The sequence below is a fragment of the Halosolutus halophilus genome, from assembly GCF_022869805.1.
In the GTDB taxonomy this organism is placed as follows: Archaea; Halobacteriota; Halobacteria; order Halobacteriales; family Natrialbaceae; genus Halosolutus; species Halosolutus halophilus.
The window spans coordinates 2,307,234-2,331,464 of sequence record NZ_CP094974.1; the positions used below are offsets into that span (position 1 = coordinate 2,307,234).

The 24,231-nt window shown below is 62.0% G+C and carries 21 protein-coding genes and 1 tRNA gene; 6 read left to right on the top strand and 16 right to left on the bottom strand.

Features of this window, described 5'->3' with window-relative positions:
* The 3 genes from MUG98_RS11290 to MUG98_RS11300 all read right to left on the bottom strand — a co-directional run bounded on the left by MUG98_RS11290 (position 1) and on the right by MUG98_RS11300 (position 2,777).
* Positions 1–1,113: a DUF4013 domain-containing protein gene (locus tag MUG98_RS11290; protein WP_265112207.1), complete on the bottom strand. Its 1,113-nt coding sequence runs from the start codon at positions 1,111–1,113 to the stop codon at positions 1–3.
* 92 nt (positions 1,114–1,205) lie between these two features.
* The gene (locus MUG98_RS11295; RefSeq protein ID WP_265112208.1) at positions 1,206–1,751 is read right to left on the bottom strand and encodes an acyltransferase; all 546 of its coding nucleotides are present in this window, start codon (positions 1,749–1,751) and stop codon (positions 1,206–1,208) included.
* A gap of 204 nt (positions 1,752–1,955) precedes the next feature.
* The gene (locus MUG98_RS11300; protein WP_265112209.1) at positions 1,956–2,777 is read right to left on the bottom strand and encodes an Nmad3 family putative nucleotide modification protein; all 822 of its coding nucleotides are present in this window, start codon (positions 2,775–2,777) and stop codon (positions 1,956–1,958) included.
* A gap of 694 nt (positions 2,778–3,471) precedes the next feature.
* Here MUG98_RS11300 and MUG98_RS11305 point away from each other — a divergent pair.
* Together MUG98_RS11305 and MUG98_RS11310 are read left to right on the top strand one after the other, a co-directional pair.
* A complete protein-coding gene (locus MUG98_RS11305; protein WP_265112210.1) occupies positions 3,472–4,617 on the top strand; it encodes a S8 family peptidase in 1,146 nt (381 codons plus the stop codon).
* A gap of 934 nt (positions 4,618–5,551) precedes the next feature.
* Entirely contained in the window at positions 5,552–6,271 is a 720-nt protein-coding gene (locus tag MUG98_RS11310) for a hypothetical protein (RefSeq protein ID WP_265112211.1), read from the top strand.
* 565 nt (positions 6,272–6,836) lie between these two features.
* Here the strand turns inward: MUG98_RS11310 and MUG98_RS11315 are convergent.
* From MUG98_RS11315 to MUG98_RS11360, 11 genes are all read right to left on the bottom strand, one after another.
* Positions 6,837–7,292 (bottom strand): response regulator, encoded by a 456-nt coding sequence (locus MUG98_RS11315; RefSeq protein ID WP_265112212.1) that lies wholly within the window; start codon positions 7,290–7,292, stop codon positions 6,837–6,839.
* A gap of 98 nt (positions 7,293–7,390) precedes the next feature.
* Complete coding sequence (locus MUG98_RS25550) at positions 7,391–7,891, bottom strand: DUF7563 family protein (protein WP_425601093.1); 501 nt, start codon at positions 7,889–7,891, stop codon at positions 7,391–7,393.
* A tRNA-Pro gene (locus MUG98_RS11320) sits at positions 7,851–7,921 on the bottom strand. The genes MUG98_RS25550 and MUG98_RS11320 overlap by 41 nt, the downstream gene beginning before the upstream one ends.
* A gap of 157 nt (positions 7,922–8,078) precedes the next feature.
* Positions 8,079–9,446 carry a branched-chain amino acid ABC transporter permease gene (locus MUG98_RS11325; protein WP_265112213.1) on the bottom strand — a complete coding sequence of 456 codons (1,368 nt, stop codon included), beginning with the start codon at positions 9,444–9,446 and terminating at the stop codon, positions 8,079–8,081.
* On the bottom strand, positions 9,436–10,446 hold the full coding sequence (locus MUG98_RS11330; RefSeq protein ID WP_425601094.1) for a branched-chain amino acid ABC transporter permease: 1,011 nt from the start codon (positions 10,444–10,446) through the stop codon (positions 9,436–9,438). Before MUG98_RS11330 ends, MUG98_RS11325 begins: the two co-directional genes overlap by 11 nt.
* Positions 10,447–10,564: 118 nt before the next feature.
* Positions 10,565–11,263 (bottom strand): ABC transporter ATP-binding protein, encoded by a 699-nt coding sequence (locus tag MUG98_RS11335; RefSeq protein ID WP_265112215.1) that lies wholly within the window; start codon positions 11,261–11,263, stop codon positions 10,565–10,567.
* A complete protein-coding gene (locus MUG98_RS11340) occupies positions 11,260–12,078 on the bottom strand; it encodes an ABC transporter ATP-binding protein (RefSeq protein ID WP_265112216.1) in 819 nt (272 codons plus the stop codon). Before MUG98_RS11340 ends, MUG98_RS11335 begins: the two co-directional genes overlap by 4 nt.
* Before the next feature lie 10 nt (positions 12,079–12,088).
* A complete protein-coding gene (locus MUG98_RS11345) occupies positions 12,089–13,456 on the bottom strand; it encodes an ABC transporter substrate-binding protein (protein WP_265112217.1) in 1,368 nt (455 codons plus the stop codon).
* Positions 13,457–13,773: 317 nt separating this feature from the next.
* Positions 13,774–14,682, bottom strand: a complete 909-nt coding sequence (locus MUG98_RS11350) for an RNA-guided pseudouridylation complex pseudouridine synthase subunit Cbf5 (RefSeq protein WP_265112218.1) — start codon at positions 14,680–14,682, stop codon at positions 13,774–13,776.
* Positions 14,682–15,260, bottom strand: a complete 579-nt coding sequence (gene cmk / locus MUG98_RS11355) for a (d)CMP kinase (protein ID WP_265112219.1) — start codon at positions 15,258–15,260, stop codon at positions 14,682–14,684. Before cmk ends, MUG98_RS11350 begins: the two co-directional genes overlap by 1 nt.
* Positions 15,261–15,403: 143 nt before the next feature.
* Complete coding sequence (locus tag MUG98_RS11360; protein WP_265112220.1) at positions 15,404–16,345, bottom strand: DUF106 domain-containing protein; 942 nt, start codon at positions 16,343–16,345, stop codon at positions 15,404–15,406.
* Between the two features lie 325 nt (positions 16,346–16,670).
* Between MUG98_RS11360 and MUG98_RS11365 the strand changes: the two genes are divergently transcribed.
* The 3 genes from MUG98_RS11365 (at position 16,671) to MUG98_RS11375 (ending at position 22,664) form a co-directional block, all read left to right on the top strand.
* Positions 16,671–19,019 (top strand): vWA domain-containing protein, encoded by a 2,349-nt coding sequence (locus tag MUG98_RS11365; RefSeq protein ID WP_425601095.1) that lies wholly within the window; start codon positions 16,671–16,673, stop codon positions 19,017–19,019.
* Positions 19,020–19,319: 300 nt separating this feature from the next.
* Positions 19,320–20,852, top strand: coding sequence for a DUF7289 family protein (locus MUG98_RS11370; RefSeq protein ID WP_265112222.1), 1,533 nt, complete (start codon positions 19,320–19,322; stop codon positions 20,850–20,852).
* Positions 20,853–21,227: 375 nt separating this feature from the next.
* Positions 21,228–22,664 (top strand): DUF7289 family protein, encoded by a 1,437-nt coding sequence (locus tag MUG98_RS11375; protein ID WP_265112223.1) that lies wholly within the window; start codon positions 21,228–21,230, stop codon positions 22,662–22,664.
* Between the two features lie 34 nt (positions 22,665–22,698).
* Here MUG98_RS11375 and MUG98_RS11380 read toward each other — a convergent pair whose 3' ends face one another.
* Positions 22,699–23,334, bottom strand: a complete 636-nt coding sequence (locus MUG98_RS11380; RefSeq protein ID WP_265112224.1) for an adenylate kinase — start codon at positions 23,332–23,334, stop codon at positions 22,699–22,701.
* 59 nt (positions 23,335–23,393) lie between these two features.
* On the opposite strand from MUG98_RS11380, the gene MUG98_RS11385 reads away from it, so the two are divergent.
* On the top strand, positions 23,394–23,819 hold the full coding sequence (locus tag MUG98_RS11385) for a DUF7975 family protein (protein ID WP_265112225.1): 426 nt from the start codon (positions 23,394–23,396) through the stop codon (positions 23,817–23,819).
* Between the two features lie 11 nt (positions 23,820–23,830).
* On the opposite strand, the gene MUG98_RS11390 is transcribed toward MUG98_RS11385, so the two are convergent.
* Complete coding sequence (locus MUG98_RS11390) at positions 23,831–24,121, bottom strand: amphi-Trp domain-containing protein (RefSeq protein WP_265112226.1); 291 nt, start codon at positions 24,119–24,121, stop codon at positions 23,831–23,833.
* Positions 24,122–24,231 lie beyond the last annotated feature (110 nt).

Sequence of the window (24,231 nt, forward strand, 5' to 3'; positions counted from 1 at the left end):
TTACGTGATCCCCAGGGAGTCGTCGGGTTGTACTGGGTCGACGTCACCCGCTTTTGCTGCCCGGTTGTAGACGTAGCCCCAGACGGCAAACAGCACGTTCACGAGATAGACCGGGAACGCCACGACCAGCGGAATCGCCAGGAGAATACCGACGATGGTGAACACGAGCGCGACGAGGAGGACGAGGAACGCGACGTAGCCGACGACCGCGACCACGGCGGTTATCACGAGCCCCAGAAGATAGTGTCTCGTGAGGGCGAACGTCGCGAACTGGAACTCGCCGACCGTCTCGCGGAGGCTGCCGGTGCCGATCAAGACGGGACCGATCGCACCTGCAAAATACGTCCCGGCGAGCGCGCCGAGAACGACGACGCCGTCGAACGCCGGGGCCAGCGGTGATCCGGCCATCATTTCGTCGACGGCACCGATTGCGACGAGACCGACGACGAACACGACGACCCCCAGGAGACCGATCCCGAAGAGAATTCCCCCGTCTTTCGCCATCCCACCCCAGTCGTCGAACGAGGGTGGTTCCGAATCCCCTCTCGCGGCGGCCCGGCCGACCCGGAACGAGTACCCGTAGGAAAACAACATGGGGACGATCAGGAAATACGCCATCGACATCACGGTATCGATGAGCAGGGGTTTGCCGCTCTTTCCGAGTGGAAACGTGACCGAGAAACTGACCAGATCCGCGTCGTGGAACTGTGGTCCAGTCGTCGCCGCCGACGCTGGCTCCTGCTGGGTCGGTTTCGGGCCCCGCGATTCCCGTGCTTCGTGGTGCGCGGCGGCGGTCGCGGCCCCACCGCCGGTGGCGTCGTCGACTCCCCGCCGATCCGTCGCGTCCGGGCCGGACCGGCTACTACTCGACCCAGTTCCGTCGTCGCCGGACCAGCCTCTCGACGAGTCCGCATCGTCGTCCCGGAACCAGTTGTCGGCAGAGTCACCTCCATCGTCGCCGAACCAGCCCTCTGTCGCGTTCGCCGGGTCGTCGCCGCCCCAGTCGTCGACCGAGTCCGAGGGCGACTCCTCATCGACCAGCCCGGAATCACACCTCGGACAGCGTATCGTCCCCCGCTCGAAGGTCTCGTCACAGTCGCGACAGTAGGACATGGACGGGGAATTCGTTCAGAAAGTGATAACTGTTCTGAAGTATCGCTGTTGAGGAATGGACTATCAGGCCGGGACCGCGCTCGCGAACGGCGTCACGTCGCGGACCCGGACCCGAGATCACCGTCGTCGATCGCGTCGCTGTTCATCGGGCGAGCGGGAACCCCCGCGACCGTCTCCCCGGGGGCGACGTCCTGGGTCACCAGCGAGTTCGCCGCGACGCTCGAACCCTCGCCGATCTCGACGCCGGGGAGGACGATCGCGCCGGCCCCGATCATGGCCCGTTCGCCGACGACGACCTCGCCGGTGCGGTATTCGTCCTGCAAGAACTCGTGACAGAGGATCGTCGCGTCGTAGCCGACGATCGCTTCCCGCTCGATCGTGATCAGGTCCGGCCAGAAGACGTCCGGCGTCGCCTCGAGACCCCAGGAGACTCCCGGACCGACCGTGACGCCGATCCGGCGCAGAAGCCAGCGTTTGAGCCGAAGACTCGGAGAGATCCGCACGAGCCAGACGACCACGTAGTTGATCGCGACCCGCAGCGGGTGGCGTGCACGCGTCCACGCTGCGAGGGAGTTTCCGGCACCGGGCGTCGGGTGGGACGTGACGCGATCGTGCCGCCGGGTCGTATCGTCCGTCACTGCAAGCAGGGTTCGCACCAGGACCTTATCAATTCGATCGATCCGGCATCGTGGGCGTCCGCGTGGCTCGCTGTCCCGGCAGCGGTCGGTGTGCGTCGGCCTCACGACCCGAGCGTCTCGACGGCCGGATTTCGCGGGGGTGCCTCGAACCGGAACGCTTCGGAATCCCGGACGCGGCGGTTCGAACCGGTGGATCCCGCAGCCCTACGGCGAGGTCGAGGCCGACCCGAGTTCGAAACCCGTCCGTTCGCCGGGAATCCCGACCCGATCGCGGAACGTCGCACCCGACTGGGCACACCGGTAGGCGGGTTTGTACATCATGTTTCGGCCGCCGGCCGCCACGGCGAACGCCGACGCGACCTCGTCGCGGAGGTAGTACTGCGGGCGCTCGTTGCCGTCTTTCACGTAGTAGTCGCTGAGCCTGATGGGGTTGCGATCGAAGAGTCCGCCGGGTTCGCGGCCGTCGACGATGACGACCGGTTTGTCGAGGTAGAGATCGCCGTCGCGGGCGCGCTTCGCGTGGGCGTTTTCGGGATGGGCGTCGAGGAGGCGGCGACGTTCGGCGGCCGGCGCGTCGGGTCGGATCACCGTCACGTCGGCGACGGTCATGTAGCCGACGAGATAGCGGTGGGCGCGATCGCCACCCGGTCGCCGCAGGCCGGCGTAAAAGCCGACCACGTCGCCGGGTTCGAGGGCCGAGAGCCGCGAGACGTAGCCGCTCGTGCGGTGTTCGCCGTAGGTCAGCGCCTCGAAATTGGGGTCGCGGTGCAGCGGCCAGTCCGCCAGTGCGTCCCCGCCGACGGGGTCGGCGTCGCCGCGGACCGGTTGAGGATCGATTCGGGTCGTCAGGTCGGCGGCCGTCCCGTCGCGGCCCCGCAACTCCCACGTCCCCAGGGTCTCGGGCTCGTCCGTTCGCCGGGTCTTCTCCGGGATCGGTACGTACTCGAAGCGGCCATCGTCGTACAGCGGCCCCAGCGCACCGAGATTGGTGCTGTCCGCGCCGACACCCGCGAGGACGACCGTCATGGCAGGCCGTCGGATCGGTGGGACGAAAAAGCCCCCGATCGCTCGCGGAGACGCCGCCTGCTCGTCCCGATCCGCCTCGTCGGTCCGCTGTGTACCGACAGGGAACGGCGACAGTCGTTACTCTGATCGATCGGTCACGGGGCGCCTAACGAACCTCGACTCGATCGATCGAATGTTTCCGATCGATCGATCTGCGACAACCCGGGTTCGCCACCAATACGATTTGGAGATGGCCTGATTACGAAACGGACCCCTGGACTAGTACGATGCCATCCTCAACTTCACGAAGACGGGTCGCTGCGCGGTGTGCAAACTGCAGTGCCATCTTCGTTTCCGAGGTCTGGGACGACGGGTCCGTTCGGCCGATCGGAACGAAGCAGGGATGCAGTTGCGGTGACAGCGACTTTCGGCCGTTAGAAGCGTCCCTGAACTGATCTCGATCACTTTTCCAACACACCCCGCCTCGTCCGCGCGGATCCACGATCGAGTTCTCGCCGGAATCGGCGTCTCTCACGTAGCCGGCGTTCCCCGATTCGGGCTTCGAGACGGCGTTCAGTAGGGTACTTTCCGAATGGGGCCACACTCCCTCGAGTTTGGCAGCGGTACCTCCATTAATCTATAGTATAAAATTGATAACTATTTTGATTGTGGTTGCCAAAACATTCATGCATGAGTGAGTGTCACGTGGGGATGGATGTCAGATGACAGCCAACCAGTGAACAGACGTACAGTGTTGAAAGCCGCTGGGGGCGCACTCGCCACCGTCGGCACGACCGGACTCGCAGCGGCCGATCCGGGCGACGTCGTCGAAGTCAACGTGGGGTTCGCCAACGCCGACGGACGGTCCGCGGCGCTCAACGCGGCGTCGGAGACGGTCCGCGAGTTCGCCTTCGACGCCGTGACGATCCGGACGCAAAAGCGTGCGGTCTCCGGGCTCCGGCAGAACCCGAACGTACGCTACGTCGAGGAGAACGGCGAGATGCACGCGCTGGCGCAGACGATGCCGTGGGGTATCGATCGCACGGACGCGGACGTCGCCCACGACAACGGCGAAACCGGCGCCGGTGCCGACATCGCGATCGTCGACACCGGGATCGACTCCGACCACCCCGACCTGCAGGCCAACCTGGGGAAAGGCAAGGCGTTCGTGGAGTGCAAGGGTAATCCGAGGATGTGTCGCAAGCCCTGGGACGACGACAACGACCACGGCACCCACTGTGCGGGGACCGCCGACGCCGTCGACAACAACGAGGGCGTCGTCGGCGTTTCGACGGAGGCGACGCTGCACGCGGTGAAGGTGCTCGACAAGCGCGGTAGCGGGTCGTTCTCCGACGTCGCGGCCGGCATCGAGTACGTCGCCGACCAGGGCTGGGACGTCGCCAGCCTCAGTCTCGGCGCGAGTTCCGGGTCCCAGGCGGTCAAGGACGCCGGTCAGTACGCCTACGACAAGGGCGTGTTGCTCGTGGCCGCCGCAGGTAACGACGGCCCGTGTACCGACTGCGTCGGCTATCCGGCCGCCTACTCGGAGTTCGTCGCCGTCAGCGCGACCAGTGAGGACGACTCGCTGGCGAGTTTCTCCTCGACCGGTCCCGAGGTCGAGATCGCCGCGCCGGGCGAGGACGTCTACTCGACGATCCCCGGCGGCTACGACACGTTCTCGGGGACGTCGATGGCGTGTCCGCACGTCTCCGGTGCAGGCGGCCAGTTGATGGCCAACGGCTACACGAATACCGAAGCCCGCCAGCAACTGACGGACACCGCCGAGGACATCGGCCTCGCGGACAACGAGCAGGGAAGCGGCCTGCTCGACGTCGCTGCAGCGCTCGGACTCTCGAGTTGAATCGGCTCGGTCCCCGTTTCGTCGGTCACGAACGGCTATTGGGGCCCACGTCGACGGGTGCGGCTGACCCCGATCGCGGACGCCGGTGCGCTCGATGATTCACCGAATCGGGTGAGACGATCGAGAATGAACCGCTCCGAATACGCTCGTAGCGAATGTGTTCTCCGGTTGCTCGATCGTGACGGGGAACTCCGTCCCCTTTTTCGTACTTAACGAGAACGGCCGCCATTCACACGTCGTCGACGCTCTCGAAACGACGGGTATCGCCTCCGAGTTCGTCCACGCGGACAGCGACGATCGCGCGAGTGAGGCTTCGGCCGACCGAGGACGGAACGGTGCTCGGTCGAGTGCTGGCCGTCCTGGGAGCACACGTCGGCCCGAAAACCGACCTCGACGATAACTCCCATCGTGGTATCTCGACGAGGCACCACACCAGACGCGTGAAACGTTCGTACTCGCGTATCTCGCGAATCGAGCGCTCCACTGTCCGGACAAAGATACGATCCAGGAACAGGAACAGGAACAGGAACAGGAACAGGAACAGGAACAGGAACAGGAACAGGAACAGCGGCCCAAATCGCACCGCGACGAACTGGCCGCGCTGATCGAGGACGTTGCCGGCGAGCGCGTAACGTCCGGCGATCGAGTGGTGACGATCTGGCCGATGCCGCTCGATCGCTTCGGCTCTAGTCCCGATAGCGAAAGCGATCTGAACCTGAAAACCAACTTCCTAGGCCGTTTCGAACCCCTCAGCAAGTGACGGAAGACACATGCTGAAGACAGAGTCTGGATTCATCGTAACTCAATCGTCACTTTCTCTCCCTCGAGACTGAACCAGCCGTCTGTGAAGATGCGCACCCAGCAAATACTACCGATGTAACGCTCGAGGCGAGACACCAGAATACACTTACAGATATTGTAATTTCATATCTGTATGAACTACCGTCGGATCACACTCCGTTTTGCGGTTGTCGTGGCGCTGTTTCTGACGCTGGGCGCTTTTGTCTCCGGGCCCTTTCACCAACCGTACGAGACTCGTTCGCCGGACTACGCAATTGCTCATGAGTCAACCGAGGCGTTCGACGAACTACTCAATGGGACGAACCTTGACACGGACGATCCCGTCGAAATTAGCGACCTCTCACCCGAGACGCAACGCGCGTTTTACGAACTGAAAGCCCAACCGGTTGAGTCACGGTACGGGGGACACTCGGGTTGGCAGCATACCGATATCGACGTCTGTTTCCGAGGAATGCTCGTGTGTGACGAGTACGCGGAGCGGCCAGATTTTCGAACGACCGAATCGTACGCTCCCGCCGCAGATGGGCCTTCGATTTCCGGGAGTGTCGTGACGCACGACGGCGAACTCTACGTCGCGGTTGAAGTTCTTCCGTCCTGGGACGTGTCGGCACTGCTCTACATGGTGACGATAGTACCATTTGCTGCGTACGGTCTGTTCATCGTCGGATTCGCGTACTACAGAGGCGAATCTAATCCCCTGCTGTCGCTCGGATCCACTGGATACGGCGTTCCACTCGTCATCTGGCCTTACATTATGATTTATTCGGGGATCGATACGAATCCGATCGGGTTCACCGTTGCTGGACTGGCGCTCGGAATCGGCTGTTGGATCACGGTATGGGCCACTGACTGATTCTCCCAAAACGGATTGTATACGATCATTCGTGCTTTGATACGATTTCCAGCCAATGGGGATGGTCCGGCCGCTATGTGTAGATGCGTACCGCTTAGAACGTGGCCAGAAGCACGCCCCATCCGAGGATAACCGCACTTGTCAGAACAAACAGTAGACGGATCGAAAGTGGGAGTTGGGCATACGTTCCCCCGGGGACCTCCCTCGCGTAGGTTGCGGCCGAGAAGCGCACCAGTTCACCGGTTGGACGCGCCGCATCCATCCGCCGTCCCCATCCCGCGAGGACCACCCACGCAATGGCGGTAATTCCGGTGAGGACGAACACCACATACCGAACTCGAGATCGGCTGCTCGGCTGCCAGCGTAGAGGACAGCGAGGACGACGAGTGGGATGTCCACCCCGAAGACTGCCACAGCACGAACGAGTCGACTGGAACGGGATTGATCATCATACGCGAGCGGCACGTCGTCTAACGGGACAGGAATTTCGATCCGATGAGACTGAACTAACCGCTACGTGTAGATGCGTATTGAACGCTGTATAGTGAGTAGGAATTCGCCAGTACTACGAATCAGATGGTGAGCAGAGAACGGTCAGCCAAAAGAACTCGAATGAGCGAACGAGTGAGACGAATTCATCGGGAGCGATCGGCTTGGTGAGATAGGCGTCGAACTGGATCTCGGGCGAATTGAGGAAATCTTCTCCCGCATCGGAGCCCGTTAACACTATTACGAGAACCTCCTCCAACTCGTGATCATTCCTAATAGCACGAAGCACATCCTCACCGGTCGCTCGCGGGAGATACCAATCGAGCAAAACGAGATCTGGTCGCGGGGCGTCGGTGAACTCGCCGCGCTGATTCAGGAAATCGAGCGCCTCTTGTTCGTCAGTAGCAACGTGAAGTGTGTTTGTAATAGCTGCGTCTGAAAACAATTCTCTGACGAGTCGAACATCGCCGGGATTGTCTTCTACTAGCAGAACCTCTGCCTCCTGGCCGGGGACAGAGGACTTCCGATTCATTGACCCTACTATGCTGGTGCCGACTTTAAGTTGCGTGGTCAGTATCCCCCGCACTCGATAGTGACTTCCGTACCACCTAACTGCAAAAATGGCGAATTCTACGTACGCGGTAGTTCCTGGTAGCTCGTTCTCCTCCCCGGGAAGAGAACGAGGGCTACGCCAGCGGCACCGAACAGGGCATCGAGCCGTACTTCGCTGTCGCTCGATCGAACCAACTTCCCGAGTCGTCCACGGGTGGTCATCCGAGCTCGGATCGGCAGGATCGGCATCGTCACCCCCGTCGCGTTCTGCCTGAGCGACGCGCTGTATTCGTCGCCTACCGTCCGCACGGCTGCAGCGGGCTGGCGATCGTCACCGAAGACGCGACGGAATCGATCGGCGGCGTGGGCACCACAGTGAAGACACGTCGATCGACTGAGGGCCACGGCGCGATCGTCACGCCGACCACCCCCAGGATATACTGTAAGATAAGTTATAATGCACCGAAACCGAGAATTGGATTTTCGGCCGTCTCGAGGGTATGAGACGCTAAGAGTTGAACACTTAGATAATTTCGAGTGGGACCGCCGAGAATTGAACTCGGGTCCTACGGACCCCATCCGCAGAGGATACCACTACCCCACGGTCCCGCACGTGGATCGACGGTCGTCTGCCGTTTAAGCGTGTCGTTTCGAGACCGGGCTCCGGGGTGATCGACCGGGTCTCGATAGCGTCGTGCGTCACCGAGCCAACGCAGGGCCGTGTCCGATCGGGCGCGACACCGTCGTCGCAGAAGGGGGAGTCGGCTTACCGCCGGTAGCGGTCGAGCACGTCGGGGAGCCGTTTGCCGACGGGGCCGCCGACCCGATCGCGAAGGGAGCCAAGCAAGCCGTCGGGGACGAAGAGCACGAACAGCACGAAGATGATCCCGAGGTACAGCGGTGCGCGACCGGTGAGGGCCGTTCCGACGAGGTCGTAGAGCGTCACGCCGCCGATTTCGGTCGTAAGGATTCCCTCGGGGAGGAACTGTTCCAGATACGTCGCGATTCCCTCGTCGTCCGTCGTGAGGATGTCCCCGAGCCACTCGTGAAAGAGCGCCCCGTACAGCGGCCCGGCGAGCGACCCGATACCACCGATGATCGCCATGATCAGCGCGTCAGCCGTGACGAGGAAGTAGAAGGAGTTGTCCGGCGACGCGCCGCGGGCGTACGCGGCGAACAGGGCCCCGGCGATGCCGGCGAAGAACCCGCTGGTCGCGAACGCGGCCATTTTATACCAGAAGACGTCGTATCCGACCGCTCTCGCTCGCTCCTCGTTCTCGCGGATCGCGACCATCACCTTCCCGAACGGGGAGTGAAGGATCCGCTGCATCGCGAAGTAGCAGACGAGGACGACCGCTCCGAGGGCGTAGTAGGACGTCATCGTCGCGGAGACGTCGATCCCCAGGCCGAGGACGTTCTCGAAGCGATCCCCGGTCAGTCGTCCGACCGCAAAGGTGAGCGAGTCGACGTACGGGACGCCGATCGAGAGCCCGTCCGGAGTGGCTATCGTCGCGCCCTCGGTCGGGTTCGTCCCGACGTACCCCCAGTGACGGACGAACTCGTAAATCACCTGGGCGAACCCGAGGGTGATCATCGCGAAGTAGACGCCGCTGAGGCGGAACGACACGGCACCGATCGCGAGCGCCACGACGAACGCAAGCAGCGCGGCCAGGAGCACGATCAGCATGAACGGCGTGTCCGCGGGTACACCCGGCACCTTCCCGTTCGCCGCGAGGACGACGACGTAGGCGCCGGTCCCGTAGAACGCGGCGTGGCCGAACGAGAGGTAGCCGGTGTAGCCGCTGACGAAGTCGAAACTCATCGCGAACAGGCCCATGTAGAGGACGACGATCATGGCCGTCAGTCCCGGCAGGAACGACGACGCCTCGGTCGCGAGCGGCGTCCGATCGAGGACGCCGAGGACGATCGGGTACAGCGCGAAGGCGGCGACGACCAGCAGGTGTGCGACGTGATCGCGAGCGTACGACGCGAGCCAGTGGTCGTCGCTGGAAATCGCGGAAGCCGTCGATCGGGTGTCGGCCGAGTCGGCACCGTCCGACGGCGTCTCGAGGGCGGAGTCGGCTCCGCCGTCCGATCGCGGCTCGCGACCGCGGTCAGTCGGGCTAATGGCCACCCACCTCCTCGACGCCGTACAGCCCCTGTGGACGGAGTATCAGCATGAGTACCAGCAGGCCGAATATCGTGAGCGCCGGCAGCCCGGTGAACGTCACGATTCCGGTCGAGAACAGCCAGGTCGTGAACGAGTCGGTGATCCCAACCAGGAGCGACGCGACGACGGTTCCCTCGAACGAGCCGAGGCCGCCGATGATCACCACGACGAACGCGTACAGCAACACGTCCATGGCGAGCAGTGCACTCGGTCCCCAGAGTGGATCCCACATGAGGAACACGCCGCCGATCCCGGCGAGTCCCGTTCCGAGCCCGAACACGATCGTAAACGTGCGGCGCACGTCGACCCCGAGCGCTTCGACCATCTCCGGGTCCTCGCTGCCGGCCCGGATGTAGAGGCCGTACAGCGTCCTGTTGAGGAACAGCCAGACGCCGACGACGGCGAGGACGCCGAGGACGATCTCGAACGCGTAGAGTCCGCGGATCGACGCACCCAGAAGATCGTGCCGATCGGTAAACTGCGTCGGCGCCGTCGCCATCGCCGCGGACCACGCCGGATCCGGCTGGATCCCCCGGGCGAGCACGACGATCCGCGTCACCTCCTCTACGATCAGCGCGAGCCCGAACGTGAGGAGGATCTGGTACATCGGCGTCCGATCGTAGATCGGCCGGATGAGCGAGTACTCGATCGTGCTCCCGAACGCGGTGAGGACGGCGAATACCGCGACGATGGCGACGAAGAAGAACGCGATTCTCGCGACTGTCCCCGTTCCGTCGGAGACGGCGAGCACCATGAGGAGCCCCCCGATGTAGGCACCGAGCATCGCCATCGCCCCGTGAGAGAAGTTGAGCACCCCCATCAGTCCGAAGACGAGCGTCAACCCGACGGCGAGAACGAAGTACACGGCGGCTTTGCCGAGTCCCTCGACGAGAATCCGCGCGAGCGTATCGGGCTGGAACAGTCGGGCGAGCGTATCGACTACCAGCGGGAGGTCGGTCGCCATCGGAAAGTCGGTCGCCGGCGGTAGGCCGGTCGCCAGTTCGATCGTCATCGGCGCGTCACCCTCTCGAGAGCCGTGCGCCTTGCGTCGTTCCGGTCTCTATCGCGTAGTCTCCATCCGATCATGCGCTCAGATACCTCCGTATCCGTTCGTCGTCCGCCGTGACGCCCTCGGTCGAACCCGACTCGACGACCGTTCCGTGGTCGATGAGGTAGAACCTGTCCGCGAGGTCCATCGCGAGCGGGAAGTTCTGCTCGACGAGGACCATCGTCGTCTCTTCGGAGGCCGTCTCGAGGGCGTCGACGACCTGGTCGACGATCATCGGGGCGAGTCCCTCGCTCGGTTCGTCGACCAGCAGCAGGTCGTTCTCGCCGACCATGCCGCGTGCGATCGCCAGCATCTGCTGTTGGCCGCCGCTGAGGTTCCTGGCTTCGTTCTCCCGGAACTCTTCGAGCGCGGGAAACAGCGAGTAAACGTACTCGCGCTGGGCCTCGAAGTCGCCGCCGGGGGGGACCGCCACGCGGATGTTCTCCTCGACGGTGAGGTAGCCGAACATCCGTCGTTCCTCCGGGACCCAGCCGATGCCGTCGGTTGCGACCTCGTGCGTGTTCTTGCCGGTGATGTCCTCGCCCCGGTACCGGATCGTCCCCTCCCGGGGCGGGGTAAGCTGGAGGATCGATCGCAGCGTCGTCGTCTTTCCGACCCCGTTGCGACCGATGAGCGCGACGATCTCTCGCTCCTCCACGTCGAGGCTCACTCCCTGTAGCACGTGGCTCTCGCCGTAGTAGGTGTGGACCTCCTCGAGTTCGAGGAAACTCATCCGGTCGCCACCCCCGTCCCGGTGTCGTCGGACTCCGTTCCGTCCAGTTCGTCGTCGCCGTAGCCGCCGAGGTAGGCCCGCTGGACCCGTTCGCTGTCGCGGATCGCGGCCGGGTCGCCGTCGGCGATCAGCGACCCGTTGTCGAGGACGACGACACGGTCGCTGATGTCCATCACGATGTCCATGTTGTGCTCGATCAGCATGATCGAGTGGTCCGCCGCGATGTTCTCGATGAGGTCGGTGAGTCGGCCGACGTCCTCGCTGGAGACCCCGGCGGTCGGTTCGTCCAGCAGGAGCAGATCCGGATCGCCGGCGAGTGCGATACCGATCTCGAGGCTCCGTTTTTCACCGTGGCTGAGGTTCTGAGCGTCGATGTCGGCGTCGTCGGCCAGACCGATCCGCTCCAGGATCGCGCGTGCCTCCTCGAAGTGTCCCTCGAAACTGTTGACGTTCCGCCAGAATCGCCACGAATCGGTTCCGCGGTGGGCCTGGGCCGCGATTCTGACGTTCTCGAGGACCGACATCGTCGGAAAAATATTCGTTATCTGGTACGATCGGTGCAGCCCCAGGCGCGCGGTCGCTGCCGGGTCCGCCGTCGTGATGTCGGCGGTCCCCTCCGTGACGGAGGAATCGAACTCGACCGTGCCGCTCGTGGGCTCGAGTTCGCCCGTGATCAGGTTGAAGAACGTGGTCTTGCCGGCACCGTTCGGACCGATCACGGAACAGAGCTGTCCCGGTTCGAGGGCGAACTCGACACCGTCGACGGCAGTGATGCCACCGAAGGACTTCGTCAGTTCGGACGTCGAAAGCAACATCGGTGAGCTATCAGCGGCTGCACCCGACGTCGTCTTCCGGCACCATCGCGTCCTCGGCCGACACGTACTGGACCGGTTCACCGGGCATGATGTTGGCGTCCCAGGTGTCCGCCCACTCGTCGCTCGTCGGGACCGGATACGCGATCGCCATCTCCGACGCTGCCTGATTGTTCGCCTCCCGGAACTCGTACCCGTTCTCGCCTTTCGGCGTGTCCGTGACGGTCATTCCCGTCATCGCATCGACGATGTCGTCGGTGGCCGTCGAGCCGGACTCGTCGATCGCCTGGGCGAGCGCCGAGGCGAGCGTGAACGTTCCCGAGTGGAACAGGTCCGGAACCTGGTCGTAGGCGTCGATGGTCATCTCGATGAACGCGTCGTTGATCGGGTTGTCGAACTGGTTCCAGTGATACCGCGTCGTGAACGGACCGAGACCTGCGTTTTCGATGTCTTCGGCGGTGAAGTCTTCGCCGAGTGCCTGTCGCAACGCGCCACCGAGCGCACCGATCGTCAGCATCTCCGCGAACCCGCCGAAGATCTCGACGTCGTAGTCCATCGCCGTGGGTATGAACGACGGGAGCGTCACGGCCGTGTAGACGCCGGCGACGGCGTCGGCGCCGTTGGCGACGGCCTCGTCCAGGAGTCCCCCGAACTCGGCGTACCCCGCCTCGGTGTACCGGGGTTCTTGCAGTTCGATGTGGTCGTACTCCTCGAACACGGCGGCGTAGTTTTCGACGCCACCCTTGCCGAACGAGTTGTCCGATCCGAACATCGCGACGTTCTCGACGTCCATCTGCTCGGCGACGTAGGTGGCACCCGAGCGGGCGTCCATCGCGGTGTGTTCGCTCGCACGGAAGACCCGCTCGTGGCAGTACTCGTCCGACGTGGTGATGTCCCCGTCCGCCGCCGGGCCACAGAGATACAGCACGTCCGACTGTGTGACGACGGTGTCGATCACGCGGCGCGCACTGTCGGACGACGTACCGCCGAACAGCACGTCCACCTCGTCGTCGACCACCAGGTCCTCCGCGACGAGCTGTGCGGTGTCCGGATCGAACGCCGTGTCTTCGACGATAATCTCGTACGTCGGTCCGTCGTCGGGATCGATCGTGTACTCGCCGACGTCGAGTCCGTCGATCGGGTCGACGTCGTCGTACTTGTACGCCAGTCCACCGTAGAACCCTTGCAGGGCCGTCTGTCCGTAGTACTGGAGGTCGGCCGAGGTCGGCTGGAACGCGCCGATCCGGATAGTTTCGTCGTTCGGATCGCCGTTGTCGTTGCTGCTGTCTTCCGTGACACATCCCGCGAGCGCCGCCGTTCCGACTGCGGCGAGTGCACCTGATCGCTCGAGTACCGTTCGACGCGTGAGGTCTCGTACCATACTAACTAATAAAGTATCATTATATCTTCAAAGAGTGGTAGGTTAACAGGTAAACATATCGTGAGGTTCTCCCGACCGCCGAGTCGGCGGATCGAGAGACGAGCAGGCGTCGACCAACCGCTACGATCGGGAGCAGTACGTGGAGACCGATCGAGATCGATCTCCGGATCGAGACTGGTCCCTGTGTCGAGATGCGGGAATGCTGTATCGAGCGTGATCTGTCGTGGTCGAGAACCGAAGCGGGTTCAGGGTGACTCGAAGCGAAACCTCCGGTCCCACAGTGTGAACCGTGTCAGTAGTGGTCGAGTAGAGGGCGTTCACACCAGTACCCGTTCGAGATCGACCACCACGCCGCTCTCGCCGGCGGGATCGCCGACCAGTTCGCCGAGACAGACCGCCGCGCCGTCGGGCGTGTAACAGGCCACGAGGTCGCCGCGATCCGCCCCGTCGTCGACGTCGAACACGCCGGGGGCGTAGACGGGCGCGCCCGTGGCGACCTCGCGAGCGGCGCTCTCGGCGATCACGACCGATGGGAGCGGTTCGAGGATGCGTTCGGCGGGCGAGACGACTTCGCGGAGCGGTCCGGAGTCGTCGTCCTCCACCCAGAAGGCGAGCGCGTCGAGGAACGTGGCGGCCGTGTGAAGATCGGTGTCGTCGAACGGCTCCGTCATCGTCCGCCGCAGGTGGCCCATGTGGCCACCGGTCCCGAGCGCAAGGCCGAGGTCGTGACAGAGTTTCCGGACGTAGGTCCCGCTCTCACACCGGATCCGCAGGAGGACCCGCCGATCGTCGGTCTCGAGCACGTCGAGATCGTAGATCTCACGTACTCGCAGACGACGCGCGACCGCGCTCTTGCGCGGTGGTTTCTGGTAGATCGCCCCCTCGAACTCGGCGATGACGGCCTCCGCGTCGGCCGGCACGGGGCCGTGACACTCGAGCACCGCGACGTACTCCTTCGCCCCCTCGAGGAAGACCTGCGCGAGCCGCGTCGCGTCGCCGAGCATGACCGGGAGACAGCCGGTGACCTTCGGGTCTAGCGTCCCGGCGTGGGCCGCCTGGTCGATCGTCGCGTCGGCGTCGCGTTCGGCGAGGGTGTCGGCAACGGCGTCCCGGAGCCAGCCGCTCACCTGGTGTGAGGAGGGGCCGGGCGGTTTGTCGAGGTTGACGACGCCGAAGGAGAGCAGTTCGGCGGGCGATCGGTCCTCGGGTGGGCCTCGGAGCGTCATCAGAACCGGTAGTCGATGCCGGTCACGGGTGCTTTCCCTTCGTCACCGGCGGCGTCGTACTCCCCCACGGCGGTGACGAGCATGTCCAGCACCGCGTCCGGTTCCCAGCGAGCCGTGTTGATAGAGAGGTCGTAGATCGTCAGATCCCGGATGTCGATCCCGTAGTACTCCTCGTATCGCTGCGCCTCGCTGGCCTCTCGCGCTTTGGTCTCTTCGGTCGCACGCACGGGATCTTTCGCCTCGCGTTCGGCGATTCGCTCGCCGCGGACGTCCGCCGGCGCGTCGAGCCAGAACCGGAAGTCGGCGTGTTCGCCCGCCAGCCAGCCGGCGAGTCGCGACTCGAGCACCAGGTCGTCCTCCTCGGTCGCGATCTCTCGCAGTCGGCGATCGAGATCCCGATCGATCTGGTCGTTCTCTTCGGCGAGTTTGTTGAACTCGAGCGGCGTATAGCCGCGTTCGTCGGCCAGTTCGCGGAAGATGTCTCCGCCGCTGACGTGGTCGAGATCGAACGCATCGGCGAGCAACCCCGCCGTCGTGCTCTTCCCACTTCCCGGTGGGCCGGAGACGGTGAGTAACATATCCCTGCTCCGATGCGGTGGGTAAAATGGGTTTTGGATCAGTCGGCGTTGCCCGCGCTGTTATGCGGCATAGTCGGGTGTCAACGTGTCTACACTGGGAACGGCGGTGAACGAGCGGGGACGACGGATGTCGACGGCGATTGCTACGATCCCGTCGGCGACATGTCGATGTTCAGCGACTTGCGCAACAGCTGGGTGAATCCCATCGAACAGAGGAAGTACCAGACGATCCACGCCTGCATCGGACCGAACACCCCGGACTGCCAGGTGGTTTCGCCGACCAGCGGCATAACGACCGTCGAGTCGCCGACACCGCCGGCCCTGATCTTCCAGTACATCCAGAGGAACAGCGGGATGGTAAACAGCATGATCCAGACCATCGGCCGGAACTGCTCTTTGAACATCCCGATGTTCTCCGTCATCGCTTCCATCTGCTCTTCGCGCGCCCGTTCGAGTTCGTTTTCGAGGCGTTCGATCTCGGCCTCGCTCGCGCCGCGCTCTTCGGCCTCCTGCTTGCGTTCCTTGATGTCGCTTTGCTTGTCCTGCATCGCTTTCATCCGCTCCTGGTACTTGCCGATGATCTCGGGGTTCATCAGGTTCGCCTGCAGCAGCGTCGAGTACAGGCCCGTCAGCAACGCGACGGAGAGGATCACGGCGTAAAACGGCAGGGCCGTGTCCAGCGGTCCGAGCACGAGATCGAGGGTACTTCCAACCGTGTTCTGGACTGGGTCGAGCCAGTAACCGACCATCAGCAGGACTGCACCCATGGCAGCGGTCTTGTCCCACTGTGACCAGCTCGTCTCGTTGTCGTCGATGTCGACGTCGGGGACGCTGGCCTCGCCGTCACCGTCGAGTGCCTCGTCGAAGGCCTCGCGATCGGCGATCTCGAATCCCTCGTCGCCGTCGACCAGTACTCCTTTTTCGATCAGGCGGCCCCACTGGCCGCTCGTCAGGTCGTCGCGGACGTCGGCCCACTCGACCTCGCCGCCGTTCTCGTCGGCCTCATCGCGGATGGCCTCTAGGGCCGCTGCCATCGAGGAATCCTCGCTGACGAGGGCGTTGATCTTCTCGGCTGTACGCGTCATCTAGTCGTTGGCTAGGGCCCGTCCGATATACAAGTGTTTTTCTTCGGCGGGCCACGCTCGGAGCAACCGAGGTGCTATTCGGAGTCCGAATTCCGGTTCCCGAAAGCCTCGTCGCGGCTCTCCCGCCGGTATCTCTCTCCCGGAGCCTCTGAACACCCTACGATAGCCCGATCGCCAGACGGCCCCTAAAAGACGTCACTGACTCGGTAAATTTTTGTAGTTCTATCATGCATATATTGGGTGTTCTATGGGGTGCATAGACAATCGACCATCCGGAACCGAACGTGGGATGAGTCCACAGGTGGGGCTCGTATTGCTGTTCGGGATGGTCTCCGTGGGAGTTGCTGTGGTAGCACTGACAGGTATGGTTGCGCTCGACACGGTCGAATCGCAAGCGTCGGCAGCGCAAAGCGAGCAGGTCATGCAGCAGTTCGACCACGACCTGCGGACGGCGATGATGGATAGCGATTCGAGCGGATCCGTGTATCTCGACGAGGACGGTAAATACGAGGTGTCCAGTAATGGCACGATCTCGATCAGCGTCTCCAACGGATACAGTGAACCGAAAGAACTGGACGACATCACGATGGGAACGCTCCGGTACGAGGACAGTGCAGGCAACAAATTCGGCCACCAGGCCGGTGGCATCTGGCGTGAGGTAGACGGAGGAACGACGCTCGTCTCGAAGCCGGACGTTCGGTACTATACCGAAACGAACGCCGCGGGCGAAGAGGTCGGCCGAATCGATCTCTCGGTAACGAATCACCAGGGCACTGCCGGGGGCGGCGAACACGCCGTCACCAGTCAACCGGTGGACGAGTCGGCGAACGTCGACGACGTGATCGACGAGGTCGGGTTCGTCGACGAGATCGAACTGACGGTTACGAACACGCCGTATCACGACGCCTGGTACGACTTCCTACAGGAGGAGTTCGAGGCGGTCGATTGCGAGGAGAACCCCGCTCCGGACGAGAACGAGGTCTGTCACGATCCGGCGAACGAGTCGGTCACCGTCGTCGCGACGATCGACAACGCCAATCCGTTCGCGGAGCACGTCGGGATCGATCCGGTGGTTTACGGCGGCCTCCACACGGAAGGCATCGGGGGACAGTTCGGTAACAGTACGAGCGTGACGGCCTACGATAATCACGACGCGAGTGCGAACGTCACCGACGATCTGTTCGTCGTCGACGACCGACTCACGCTGGACGCCGGGGCCGATATCGACGCGGTCCCCGTCGTCAACGGAGAACTAACCAAGGACGACGGTTCGAATCCGTCCGTCTCACAGATCGCGTACGCTGCGGACCTCGATCGGGCCGATCCCCCGGCGGGATACGGATACATCAATACGTCCGGAGACGGCGAGACGGCCGTGTACTGGCTTGACGAGGACGAAGAAGAGATATTAGTAGCGAACGTGTCGGAACCGTTCGAGTCGATCGACGACATCGACGACGAACTCGAGACGGCCGTCGACGACCTGGAGTACCTCGAGAGCAACGGCGACGCTCAAGATGTCGAGTCTAACAACAGCATCGGCGCCGGATTATACTACGGGGACGAACTGAACGACGATCTCAACTCGATCGAGACCGGCGACGGCGACGCTCACATCGGCATCGACGGGGACGTGACGCTGTCGGATCTCGAGGTCAAGGACGAGAATTCCGCGTACATTTACACCGAGGACGACGTCACGATCGACGGCGACATCACCATCAAGGACGATGACCGGGCCAACGCACTCTGGGTCTACGCGGGAAGCGGTGCGACGGTCAGAGTCGAAGACGACTTCGACGGCGTGATCTACGCCCCCGGGAGTAATCTCGTGATCGAAGACGGCGTCGAGATCACCGGTGCGGTCATCGGCGGCGAAACGACCCTCGGCGACCACGTCGACGTCAACTTCGATCGATCGCTGCGAACGGCGGTGCCGATCCCCGAGGAGAACAGGGAGATCGAACTCGTCGAGGAAGGCGACCGAGAGCCGCTGGACGTGACGTTCGTGCTGGATCGATCGGGATCGATGTCGACGAACGATCCACACGGAGAACGTATCGACGCGACTCGGGACTTTATCGGATATCTCGACGAGTCAAATAACGATCGGGCTGGTGTCTACGAATTCAATACGGACGGATACGTAGAACACGAACTGGGTTCCGATCTCGAATCAGTTAACGACAGTGTCGAAGCCACTGCTGGCGGCGGTACCGATATCTCCCGAGGAATGAAAACTGCGCTAGACGATTACGAAGACGAGCCATCGGAGGATCAAAATCGGACGATGATCCTGCTAAGCGACGGTAAAAACAACCCACCCTGGAGCCGGTATGCGTTGTGGACCAACCCCGAATATGATAATGCCCGTGAAGCGACAATGGCTCAAGTAGACCGGGCACAGGACATGAACGTCACCGTTCATACCATCGGTCTAGGTTTCAATGACCTCGACGAGGAGTTGCTTGAAGACATCGCGAACGAAACTGGTGGGAAAAATGTGAACGTCGACAACGCGGACGAACTCGACAGTGTCTTCAAAGCCATCGCAGACGACGTGACTGCCGACTCGGACGTTAGCTTCGACGTCGGATCGGCACCCGACTCGTCGAGCGGTTCGAGCGACTACGTGATCGACATCGACGAACAGAACGTCGTGATCGAGGACTGAGTCGGTAATTCGGAGCCTTCGATCCTCCGGTATCGAATTTCTCAGCAGGACCGATTCGATCGACGAACCGGACCGTGAACTGTGTCCGAAAACTCGTCGACTCAGCGCCGACGGTAGTCGTCAGATCACGATCGTTTCTGGCGACATTATCACTGATATATTATATATAATATCTGGATTGTTTATAGAACGATTCGGCTTCAGTCTGCCAATTATAGCAATCACGATCTGGTGTATAAACTATCCTGAATGGTTTGATACGTCGACTTACTTAATACGAAGAGTATCCGTGTGACGGCTATGGAGTCTCGACTCGGGAGCAAATATATAAACTCTATTACATCTAACCGAGGCCAGGCGGCGCTACTGGGAATCGTGTTGCTTATCGGGATGGTCGCAGTCACCAGCGTCGGAATCTTCCTCGTCGGTGGTGAGGCCATCACTAATACGGAACAGCAAACGGAGAACGAACGCATCGAACAGTCGTTCGTCGAGATGGGACACACGATGGCGACGGCGTCGGCGGACAGTGATGGGATGCGGTCCATGCAGTTCGAGGCCGGTGACTCGGGTGCGGTCACGAAATCCGACGCCGGCTGGATCAGGATCGAAGGCGATGACGTGGATATCAACAGGTCGATCGGTGCCGTCGAGTACGAGGGAGACGACGGCACGGTCGTCGCGTACCAGGCGGGCGGGGTCTGGAGCGAACGGGGGAACCAGACCAGGATGCTCTCTGCTCCAAACGTCAACTACGATCCGGAAGCCGAAACCCTCTGGTTCCCGATCACGACGTTGAGTGGCGAGGGAACCCTCGACTCCGGCGAGATCGCCGTCCGGCAGAACTCGACGGATCCGATGGACGGCGTGCGGTTCGTGGAGAACGATTCGGTCACGATGACGATCCAGAGCGAGTACTACCGCGGCTGGGAACAGTTCTTCCGGGAGGAGGCTGGCGGCGTGTCGGTCCAAGAAGTCGATCACGAGAATCGAACGGTGAAAGTGATGCTCGGATACGCGGATTTCGACGATGCGTTCCAAGAAGGCGTGATGATTAACGGTGGAGAAGGGGATTTTGACGATAAACAAGGCGTTATCGGTGACGAATACGAGACCGGGACCCCAATGCCGCCGATGGACGATGTCATTGACGAGATGATTGAGGACGCACAGTCCGGTGACGTCGACGAGAACCTCACTGGTGACCAGACTGCCACTCTTGAAGATGGAACGTACTACGTCGATGAGGTCAACGGAGATGTTGATTACAACGTCGATCTCTCGGACGGTAATACGACGCTCATAGTGGGAGGCGACTGGAAACATGAAGGGGAAATAAACGTCACGGACCGTGCTGGAGACAACGTTCTCCGGATCTATGTCGGTGGTGACATCGCCGAATTTGACGGCGAAGTCTGTGTTAAAGGGTGTAATGGAAATGCAGAGGTGATCCAGTTCTACGGTCCGTCAACAATGGCTGTAAGTTTTGGTCCCAATAACAGTGGACATTTCGAGGGGATTCTCTATGTCGCATCAGACGAAAAGAAAGACTGGTGGGATGGACTAACGATTCAAGACGGAGGAACCTGCGCACCAGACCAGAATCGTGATAAGGAGGATTACCAGGTTCACATGCAGGCAGGAGGAGGCACGAATTTCAGTGGTTCAATAGTTGCGTACTCGGTCTGTGCACTATCGAATGCGTCGACCTTCAATTATGCCGAGGCCCTTGCAGATGCGGACGTCGATCCTTACCCCGAGGGATACGAACGGCCGCCTCAGATCACGTACCTGAACGTCGCAGTTCACGAACTCGACGTGAAAAACGAGTAATTCCCGGTCTCGAAACACTCGATCTACCGTTCTTTCCGACGATCCGATGGCTGACGCCACGATCGGTTCCACCGACATCGGGGCGTGAGCTCGCGTCGGATCCGGAATACAATTCGTTAGTCCGGCGTCGGCAGACCAACTGCAGCTAGGACTCGAGTGAGAGTATTGTTCGATCGAGAATGTGGTCAAATTACGAACCATTTATCGTCCAATCTACCTGCCGCACGGTTATTATATATCTACAAAGTGTGGTATAAACCGTCGTGAAATGTCTGGCAGGTCGTCTTTCTTAATACGATGGTGTTCAGTGAAAGAGATATGAATTCGCGGGATCACAGTGACGGCCCCGAAACTGCCGATCGGGGTCAGTCGGCGATGATTGGAATCGTTCTCCTGATCGGGATGGTCGGGGTTACCAGTTCCGTTCTCTTTCTCACGGCGGGCGAAGTGCTAACGAACACGGAAGCACAGACGGAAGCGGAACGTGTCGAACCGGCGTTCGTCGAACTGAGCCAGAAGATGGGGTCGGCCCGGATCGACAGCGACGTGACACACTCGATGGATCTCGATGCCGGTGAACGAGGTGCGGTAGCGCGAGCCGAAACCGGGTGGATCAACGTCTCCTCGGCGGAACTCGACGGACCGATCAACGAGACGATCGGTACCGTCGAGTGGGAAGGCGACGACGGAAGCAGGATCGCCTACGAGTCCGGGGCCGTGTTCAGCGGGACGGGTAACGAGACGCGCGTCGTCTCCGTTCCGCCGATATACTACGACGCGAGGACGGAAACGCTCACGTTGCCGGTGACGACCATCAATGGCGAAACGATGCTCGACTCGGGCGACATCTCGGTCAGTCACGAACGGACGACGGTTTACGCGGACGCCAACGTCGAGAACGCCGAGGTCCGGATTACGATCACGAGCGAGTACTACCGTGGCTGGGAACGGTTCTTCACGCGCGAAGCCGGCGACACCGTCGTCCGCGACGTCGATCACGAGAACCAGACCGTCTCGATCAGGCTTGGCTATCTCGACATCGAGGACGCCTTCGACTCCGGTGTCACGCTCTCGGAACCGGCCGAAGAATCGGGTGAGGTCGATTACGGAAACGAGACCGTCCGGCACGAGCAAATGCCCGAACTCGACGACGTGATCGAAAGGATGCTCGAAGACATGGAAAACGACGAGTATTACGACGACGTCGAAGAAGTCGGTTCGATCACGGACAACGAAACCTTCACGAACGGAACCTACCTGGCGGACGAGGTCGTCCTCGACGACAATACCGACGAGGTGACGTTCGACCTCTCGGACGGGAACGCGACACTCATGGTGGACGGAGACGTCTCGCTCAATCACACCGGATCCGCGCTAAATGTCGAAAACGCTACCGGAACGAACAACTCACTGAAGATCTACTCGACGGGCAACCTCAGCACAAATGGCGATATGGGTGGGAGTTCGGCGACGCATATGCAGGTGTACGGCACGTCGGAGATGTACGTGGCGATGCGGGACGGCTCGTTCACGGGGACCATCTACGCACCCAGTAACGACTGGACGGGGACGAACCCGATCGAAGGCGGGTGCGATGACGAGCAGATCTGTATCCTCTCGAACGTCGACTTCACCGGGGCAATCGTCACATCTACGGCACACTTCCAGGGCGGTCTCGGCGGCATTAACTTCGAATACGACGACGACCTCGGGGAAGAACCGGTAACGCTCTACCCGGACGAGTACGATCTCCCCCCTCAGCTCACTTACCTCAACGTCGCCCACCACGAAATCGACGTCGAGAACACGTAGCGCGGCGTCGAAAAATACGGTTACGTATCCGGGATTACGCGGCGTCCTCGATCGTCGCCTTCACGTCCGCCCAGACCTCGTCCGGTGCCTGCTCGCCGTCGATCCGTTCGAGGTCCCCCTGCTCGTCGTAGTGGTCGATGACGGGTTCGGTGTTCTCGCGGAACACGCGCAGCCGTTCGCGAACGGTCTCCTCGGTGTCGTCGTCGCGCTGTTCGAGTCGGGCTTCGACGTCCGGATCCTCCGGCGGGTTGTACTCGACGTGGTAGATCTCGCCGGTCTCGGGATCTATCCGCCGACCCGTCAACCGATGCACGAGTTCCTCCTCGCTCACGTCGAGATAGAGGACGACGTCGAGATCGGTCATCTCGTCGAGTTCCTCGGCCTGTTCGAGGTTCCGCGGGTAGCCGTCCAGGACGAAGCCGTCGGCCGCCGAGAGGGCCTCGTCGACGATCGCGTTGACGACCTCGTCGGGGACCAGTTCGCCCCGGTCCATGTACTCGCGTGGCGTGTCGTACTCCGTGTCCATGTCGGAGATGTCCATGTCCTTGTTCGCGCGGAGCGCGTCGCCGGTGGTAACGTGGTCGACGTCGAACTCGTCGGTGATCTTCTGGCTCTGTGTCCCCTTTCCCGCCCCGGGTGCACCCAGGATGAGGATTCGTGGCTGTGCCATACGCGCTCGTTCAGCGCCACCGCATAAAGGCTTAAAGAATTGGTCACATCCGTACGGGTATGACCAGATTCGATGCAGTCGACCCGGTGGAGCGACGGAAACTGTACGTCGACGCGATCACGGCCCACCGCGATCGAGGAAGCGGCTTTCTCACACTCGAGGTCGACGAGGAACTGCTCACGGGCGAAACTGCCGAGGCCGGTGCCGGTCCCGATCCCGACCTCGGGGTCCCGTGGATCCAGTTCGGCGACGGCACGATCAACCTCGACTGTACGGACGACGAACTCGAGACGCTGAAGACGCTTCTGGGGGAGTACCCGGCGTTCAAGATCGCCGACCTCCATCGCCCCGAGGAAGCCGAGGGGGTCAACGCCCGGATCAGCGCCAAGGCCGACCCGAACCGGATCGCCCAGTTCATCGACGCCGCGTTCCAGCGGGTGTACGACCTGCCGTCGGAGTTCCGGGTCTGGGTCGTCGAACTCTGACGCCGATCGGGCTATTCGATCGTCAGCCCACCCGATCCCTCGTCCCCGCCGTCCGCACCTTCGTCCCACTCGAGTTCGAACTCGACGCTCAATTCGCCCGGACCGCCGGTACTCGAGGTCTCTCGTTCGGCCTTGATCTCGAACGTCGGCCGGGCGGGCGGTGACATCGTCACCGACTCCCCGCCCGCTTCGAGGGCGAGATCGTCGCCGCGCTCGAGTTTGTCCGCGATCGTCCGGAGGTAGTCGGCGATCTCCGCCGTCTCCATCGACTGTTCGAACTCGAAGAGAACTTCTTCCGGCATGCTCGCCGGTAGGTTCCCCCGGGTATAGAGTCTACCGACGGGAGGACAAACGCCGTCGGGACGAGATCCATCCACCCCGGCAGGTAGTCAGCATCGGGTAGTATCGCGTG